We start from the raw sequence: 7,193 nt of genomic DNA, 5'->3' as shown, positions 1-7,193 counted from the left end.
AGCAGTTATTCAGACCTTCCCAAAACTAAGAACTTGTCTGAGAACGAGCTTTATTAATCCTAGAAAAAAAATTATGAAGCACATTTTAATAGTCAGAAAGTGAGTATCGTCAGGTCTGCTAAAGGTTTATTAAGGCGTCGTTTATTTATATTGATATATCGGATAAAAAGTCTCGGATAAAAAATTCGAATGTGGGAAATTTGAATTGCAAGAGTTGATTTTATGAGTTATCTCAATTTTAAACCGGTTACATCGGGAGAAAGGCTGTTTCAGCATATATTAAAGGAGGTGGTGGGCTTCGAAAGCCTCGATGAAGCGAGAACGCTTAGTTACTTTAAGTATGGCGGACGGCTGGAGCAGTTTGGCGAGTATTTTATTGGCGCTTACGTATTTAACCTTACAGGGAGATGTATTAAAAAGGCTCGTAGGATAAGAGATACAGTGGATCTTGAGTCAAGACATCAAGCTGAACTATTGAAGTTTTTTAGGACACAGCTGGAGATGGCGTCATTTGCAAATGAAAGGAATTTAGAGCGTTTGAGTATTCTCGCATTTGAAGCTGCGGATAATTCGGGAAAGAAAATTTCTAGAAGCACCAAAAAGTTCGTGCGAGGTGAAAAAGAAGTTCATGATTGTTACATTTGTGGTAAAAGAGTTGTTCACAATAGTGACGATCTAGAGGTAGTTCTAAAGTACGAGCATATTTGGCCGTCTGCTTATGGCGGTGATAGTATCGAAGAAAATTTGTTGCCATCATGTAATAAGTGTAATGAAAAAAAAGACGATATGTTGCTTTGGCAAGATGGCCATGTTCACTCTTTTATTCTTCGTCCGGATCCTAGTGAACAGGAATGGAAGAGCATAAAAAGACGCGAAAAGATTTCAAAACACAGGTGGAGAATATTTAAGTTGGCGAATGATAAAGAAATGTCTCTTAAGGAGGCGGCTATCGAAATAGGGCCGTTTAATGTCGACCCTTCAGCACTGTATGCTGTTGATGAAGAGGATAGTGTGGACTTTTTCAATTTTGATATTAGAGGTTTGTGATGAAATATTCATGTCTGAAATTTTCTCAAAGATCTAATGAGGCATCTCCGGAATTCTGTATCTTTCATGCTCCCGCTGGCGAAGTGTTAGCTTGGGCTGATATTCCGAGGCTTTCCCACAAAGAAACAAACGGAATTCAGCGGGCAAAGAATGACTATAAAGTCAGGGCGATCAAAAAATTTCTTCTTGGAGATGATAGAAATACGATTCCTACCGCGGTGGTTATCACGTTGAAAAAAGGTGTCTATTCAATATCTGATCTAGAAGGTGGGGGGCAGAGGATTGAAATTCATCAAGACGCGGGTTCGGGCGCCTTTGTTGTTGATGGTCAACATAGATTGTACGGGCTAAACGAATACGATAAAAATGCCCAAGTTCCGGTCGTTGCGATATTAGATGCTTCTGACGAGGAAAGAGCATTTCAATTTATAGTGATTAATAATAAGGTTTCGAAAGTAGCGGCAGACCATATAAGGGCATTAACACTCAATTTCACTAACCCAGAAAAAGAACAAGGCCTTGAGAGTAGATTGAATTCTGCGAGATTGTCGCTGAATAAAAATATAGGCTATGTCGGTATGGCAAACACTGGAGATGATAGCCCTTTTAGAGGGCTGGTTGCCTTGCCTGACACACCTCCCGAGAATCAGCTAGTCGTGCCGGCTTCAATAGAAGCGTCTATAGCATATATCCAGTCGAAGAACCTGATACTTGGTAGTGATGAGCATGCTGCATATGATCTTTTTTCAACTGTTTGGAGTACGATTAAGAAAAGCTGGCCCGATGCTTTTTCAGAAGATAAAAGAAGTAAGCTACTCACAAAGGTTGGCGTGCAATGTATGACGCAATACGTGATTGATAATCTTGACGTTATCTCTACATTTGTTGATTCAAGTATCGACTTAACGAATGCGGAAGACGTTGATAATGCAGTGCAAAAAATCCTTGAGATGCAGGAGGAGAAATTCTGGATAGTGCCATGGGCAATTTCGATTTCAGACACTAAGTCCGTTCGGGATCAATTGCATGAGTCTTTGAGAAAGGTTCAGAAAAATATAAAAACAAAAAACAGCTGGCAAGAAGACGTTCCTGTTTTAGAGGTTTGAGAACCTCCAGCCTAATGGGTTAGGGGCCTCTCTAATTTCTTGATGATCTCATCTGCACTCATGTTGTAGAGATAAGATAGTCCTCGATGGATATGTTGAGTTATTTCTGTCTTAAGTTGCTCTTCACTGATTACTTGCTCTTTGTGAGCGGTGTAGATGAGGTTGATTAGAACACTACTGGTATCGCCAGAGATCGTGCTCCAATCGATCTCTAGACCTCCAGAAAAGTTTAAATTTTCTGGAGGTATCTCACTTGAGTTGGCCAAAGAAAGGCAAAGCGCATGACGACAAAACGAATTGTAATGTTGTAAGCCTGTCTTCCGCTTAAGAGTTATTAATTGGTTTTTCGCAGTTGCGGTAAGGCGAATTCGGTCAATCATACAACATGCTCCAGATCGAGTTGCGCTACATTATTTTTCGCAATACTGCGACGTTCGGTTTCGTCAAAAATCAAAGAATATTCCCGGTTCAGATGTCGGCTCATTGCTCTGTAGGCACTACCTTCGACTTCTTCGTCCGTAGAGAGCACCATTACTTGATGCGAAATTTTCGCAAAGAAGTTGTGAATCAATGACTCACGGTGTTTTCGGTCCAATCTGGCTAGTGGGGTGTCAACTACTACTGGGAATCGGCCTTTGCGTTCTCGGATAAGTGCACTTAAGACCGAAATTGCCAGAATTTGCCGTTCGCCCGCAGACAGTCTTTCCATTGGAAGGTCATGTCCGCTGGCATCTTCTATAGTGACGGCATAGCTTTCAGGCTCTACCCGCACGCGAGAAATCAAGTTCCGTTTACGCAATAGCTGTTTGAACTCTTTGGTAATCATGTCGGACAACCATTGCGCTTTGGATGCCAGAAGTCGTTCTCGGAAGATAGCGAGAGTACGTTTGGCTCTGTCGGATGCCTCAAGTGCTTTCAGTTGGAAGGTGTTTTCCTTTAATTCAGAGCGCATTCGTTGCAGGGCGGTGTTCAGGCGGCTTTCGATGTGCTCATGGTACGACCACGCCTCATCCAACTCTTTTTCAATGTTCCGCAGTTCCTTTTCGGCGTCGGAAACCTTCTGCGCAAGTTCCTGCATTTTCCTCAGAATATCTGAGATTTGCTCTTCAGCTGGAATTTGATCAACTTGCTTTTGAGCCTTTTCCAGATCTGTTTGTGCTGTATCAAGCTCTTGGCGTGCCAGGTTCAGTTGGACTTTAGCGCTATCTATCAGTGGTTCAATTTCCAGAGGATTGCCACCTTCCAATAATGGCGGCGAATTCTCGTCATCAGTCTGTAGTCTTGCCAGATCCTCACTCAGCACTGACTCAACGATCGAGCGCACGCTCGGATCGGTGATGGCATTTACTACTCGCTCGTCCCGCTTGCTGAACTCCTCTTTAAGTAGATGTGAGTGCCGCGTTTTCTGGGCCTTTTGCCACTGGTCTTTGTATTTAACCCAAAGGTCACCTAACCAAGCGAGAGGAAGGTAGGGGTTTTCTAGGGCCTCCACTACGGCAGCTTGGGCATGCTTCTTACGTTCCTTGCAAAACTCGACGTTAGCTTTTAGAGAGGCTGCTTGTTCATATGCATTCAAACCACTTTGCTGAGCACTGACTGTATACTCATCAAGTTTGCGCTGTGCACTGTCGAGTTGGCTTTGTGCATTGGCCTTTTGCTGAGAGAGTAGGCTAATACGCTGTTCAAGCTCGGTTAGTTGATTGCCGTACTCATCTACTTGGCTTTGGGCTTCACTCGTGCTTTCGCGAAGTGTTTTAGCGCTGCCAGCCCGGCGTTCGACAGCTTTTAAGTCGGTGTTTAAGGCGTCAATGCCTTCCAGGCCAAGAAAAACTTCTGTTGCTCGTTTGAGTAGGGCGGGAAGGCGGTTTGGGTTGGCGAGTGCCTCAATTTTCTCGCCATCAAACAGAAACAGATGCACCAATTCTACCGGCAATATTCCATTGATGAAATCGTCCCATTCGTCAGCAACGCCCAGCAATTCAACGCCTGACTCGAATACGCGGAAGCGCTCCCTGTACCCGCTATCTTTTTGAATCCATTCTCGGCGGATGTTGAGGTCTTTGCGGTCTGAGCCAATTTCAACAACAAGCTTCATCTCGATACGGGCAATACCGGTGGCATCTGTTCTCTGAAGGCTTGCTATAAATTGTTCATAGTCTGATCGCCTTGCCGGATTAATGGCTTTGTACCCATAAAGACCAACCTGAAGAGCGTTGAGTAGCGTAGTTTTTCCACTGCCGTTGAGTGCCTTGATAAGTATTACTGGGCGCTCTGAATGTACTGATAGGTCAAACGTCTGTTGTTCTCGGAATGGACCCAGGTTCTGAATCGAAATTGATTCGATGGTCAGTTTTGCCACGTTTATGCCTCTTCCGTTTCGACGGCTACTACGGGAATTAGCTCAACTTCCCCGTCGGCGGGTTCGTTTTCGTCTTGATCCAGTTCGGTGCTCTTTGCGAACGCCAGAGCCTCTTCCTCCGTTCTGAAGGCATTAGCTTTGAGTACTTCCTCCAGGCGATCAAGGTGCTTGGATCGCTTTTGAGTTTGGAGAGACTGGAACTGTGCGGCCAGAAGATTTCTGGTGAGCCTGTACAGTCTGTCAGCGGCTTCTGGATCTAGTTCGCTTGCCACCCCTTTAAGAAGTTCCAGATCCTCCTCTTCCAGAAGAGGGGTCTCCATCGGTTTTCCGGGATAGGGCTGCTCGTAGACCCTCTCGTAGATTTTCGGGACAAGGTCTTCGAGTTCCCCTTTCTCCTCAACCCAAATACGACGGATTGCATCCAATTCGTCGATGGAGATGAGCTCAATCTGGTCATGACCAGGAACTTTAGCTTCACGCACCGTTTTTTGTGTGATCAGCAATTGTTCAAGCAGTGTTGCGCGATATTCTTGCAAGTAAGGCCCATGGATTAGCTCGGGGTTTTCTTTCCCCATCAGCTTCACCCGTCCGTTCATTCGTTGGAAATCCCGAACGTCCCAATCATTCACGCTGAGGTACTTGTTTCGGAAGTTCAGAATAGGCTGCATCCAGGATTTTTCATCGTCGTTCTGGATCATTGCGCTCATGGATTTATCTTGAGATACCATCGTGCAGACGTAGCACCCAAACCGGCTGTCACCGCAGCTCGGCGTGGATGTGTCGACCACGACAGGGCATTCGGCGTCTGGTGTTGCGCCTCGGTAGATGCTGAAAAGCTCCTGATTGTCGACGCCCCACGGGTTGGGTTCGCTCATGATATACATCCAGACGTCGTCACTGCTCCACGTCTCTACCGGCAGATAAACCCATACTCTGGATAGCTTGGGGTCGCTATTACGGCTGAGCCGATCACGGGTGCTGCCACTGTAGTGGTCCATCACCTTGTCCCTGGTAGCACTTTCGCCACGACGCTGGCCGAGTACCAGAATGGCCTCATTGTTTGCTTCTGAAAGTTCTTGTATAAAACGGGTCGAAGCGCTGATTTTCAGGCGCTCAGTGCACCAGCGAAAGCGATTGCGCGGTGCCGGATATCCTTTGCCGATGAGGTTTACCCAGAATCGATGTTCTAAGTCTGGCGTTAGTCTGTGGGGGTGTATTGGCAAACCCTGTTTTTCGGCTTCGATTTTCATCATGTCCAGGGAGCCGGCAACCCATGCCGCAATTACAGGGTTTTCTACCAGTGTGTCGGTGCTTATAACGTGAACTGGCTTAGATCGGTGCTCTGGCTCGAGCTGGAGCAAGGCGTTCCAGATTAATTGAAGAGAGGCTGTTGAGTCCTTCCCGCCACTATATCCAACGACCCAGGGCATGGAATCCGAGCAGTAGATTTCCTGAATTTCTTTAATGATATCTTCAGTCGACGTGGCCATCGTTTTACCCAGCTGGTTGCTCAGACGTTGTGTATTCTCTTGCGGCAAGGAACGCATCCTCGACGCTCTGCTCTTCCGGCGTTAAGGTCAGCCCTAAAACACGCTTAATCTCATTGCACGTGAGGGTGACATTTTGACTATTCTTGGACATGCGACCACCTGTCATCGCTCGACCTTCCCAAGTTGAAATGTTGCGCCTCGACCAGTCAATTTTTTCGAGATTAGCGAGAATGCTGCGAATGTCTCGCCCCGAGTCCTGGTAGGCATTCCGTCCAACCCGCCCGAGCGCTTGCAATACGATCGAGTGGGAATGGATAAAATCCAACCGAACCTCACCAGCTGTCATCTTCCCGTCTCTTACGTGAACCCATTCAGGAATGAGGTTTCCTACTATTTCCCAATACTCGAGGCAGCGCATTGTAGCAGCTTCAAAATCTTCTAGGTCTTTTCCGGGGAACATTTCAGAAATGGCAAAATGTAGGGCGCTCAATGTGAAAAGTTTACGCGAACGCTCTGAAAGAGAGGAGCGTTCCATCTCAATCAGCCCCCTAAAAATGTCGGAAGAAAGACTAAGATGACGTGCGAGTTGTGCGGCAGCGCTTCGATGGTCGTATAGAACGCTTAACGACGAAGATGGCTTAACAGCGTGTCGGTTAAGGTCCGCGAACATCTGTTGGCAACGCTTGAGTCCACGGTCGAGAAAAAATACGACAGGTATGGTCTCATCGCCTAGCGATGGTGCCATCTCCAGTGCCTGCTGGATCGCCGCACGACGATGCTGGCCATCGTTGACGATGAACTTGGCGTTCATATCGACCGTGAGAGTTCCCATGCGGAATTGGTTTACGTTTTCTTCACCCGATGGCTCGAACTCACAATCGCCATCTATCGAGGCGGTAATTGCAGAGAAGGTGTAATCCTGGGGGTTGGCGACGATGTAACGTGCAATTTCCGGTACGCGTGTTTTGTTTAAAGAACGTTGTGCACGAAGCTCTGGAGGCATCTCGTTATCTGCGAACGTGAACATTTTAACGAGAACGCGCATAGGACACATTGAGACGTAGAACTCTCTGCCGGCCTGAATGCCTCGGATGGCGGGAAATGCGTAGGTAAAGGTGTTATTCATGTGGCGAAACTTACCATGTTTGTATGCAATGTTACATACAGCATACGCACAAAAATGTATTTCGC

At 46.5% G+C, this 7,193-nt stretch carries 6 protein-coding genes; 2 read left to right on the top strand and 4 right to left on the bottom strand.

Annotated elements, in window-relative coordinates; translation table 11 throughout:
* Window positions 1-222 precede the first annotated feature (222 nt).
* Window positions 223-1,047 (top strand): HNH endonuclease, encoded by an 825-nt coding sequence (locus tag Q675_RS28615; RefSeq protein WP_023011233.1) that lies wholly within the window; start codon window positions 223-225, stop codon window positions 1,045-1,047.
* Entirely contained in the window at window positions 1,047-2,153 is a 1,107-nt protein-coding gene (locus Q675_RS28610) for a DGQHR domain-containing protein (RefSeq protein WP_081698862.1), read from the top strand. The genes Q675_RS28615 and Q675_RS28610 overlap by 1 nt, the downstream gene beginning before the upstream one ends.
* A gap of 11 nt (window positions 2,154-2,164) precedes the next feature.
* Here Q675_RS28610 and dndE read toward each other — a convergent pair whose 3' ends face one another.
* From dndE to dndB, 4 genes are read right to left on the bottom strand one after another with little or no spacing between them, the layout of a single operon-like run.
* Entirely contained in the window at window positions 2,165-2,533 is a 369-nt protein-coding gene (dndE, locus tag Q675_RS28605; protein WP_023011231.1) for a DNA sulfur modification protein DndE, read from the bottom strand.
* A complete protein-coding gene (gene dndD, locus Q675_RS28600; RefSeq protein ID WP_023011230.1) occupies window positions 2,530-4,512 on the bottom strand; it encodes a DNA sulfur modification protein DndD in 1,983 nt (660 codons plus the stop codon). The genes dndE and dndD overlap by 4 nt, the downstream gene beginning before the upstream one ends.
* Before the next feature lie 2 nt (window positions 4,513-4,514).
* Window positions 4,515-6,050, bottom strand: coding sequence for a DNA phosphorothioation system sulfurtransferase DndC (gene dndC / locus Q675_RS28595; protein ID WP_200861837.1), 1,536 nt, complete (start codon window positions 6,048-6,050; stop codon window positions 4,515-4,517).
* Complete coding sequence (dndB, locus tag Q675_RS28590) at window positions 6,007-7,128, bottom strand: DNA sulfur modification protein DndB (RefSeq protein ID WP_023011228.1); 1,122 nt, start codon at window positions 7,126-7,128, stop codon at window positions 6,007-6,009. Before dndB ends, dndC begins: the two co-directional genes overlap by 44 nt.
* Between the last annotated feature and the right edge of the window lie 65 nt (window positions 7,129-7,193).

It is taken from the genome of Marinobacter sp. EN3, assembly GCF_000475315.1.
Taxonomy (GTDB): Bacteria; Pseudomonadota; Gammaproteobacteria; order Pseudomonadales; family Oleiphilaceae; genus Marinobacter; species Marinobacter nauticus.
This window is presented reverse-complemented; position numbering and strand designations above follow the sequence as displayed.

What these genes read in the sequence shown, in the direction of transcription:
- dndE (WP_023011231.1), bottom strand. Translation starts at nt 2,533, where the DNA reads ATGATTGACCGAATTCGCCTTACCGCAACTGCGAAAAACCAATTAATA.
- Q675_RS28610 (WP_081698862.1), top strand. Translation starts at nt 1,047, where the DNA reads ATGAAATATTCATGTCTGAAATTTTCTCAAAGATCTAATGAGGCATCT.
- Q675_RS28615 (WP_023011233.1), top strand. Translation starts at nt 223, where the DNA reads ATGAGTTATCTCAATTTTAAACCGGTTACATCGGGAGAAAGGCTGTTT.
- dndB (WP_023011228.1), bottom strand. Translation starts at nt 7,128, where the DNA reads ATGAATAACACCTTTACCTACGCATTTCCCGCCATCCGAGGCATTCAG.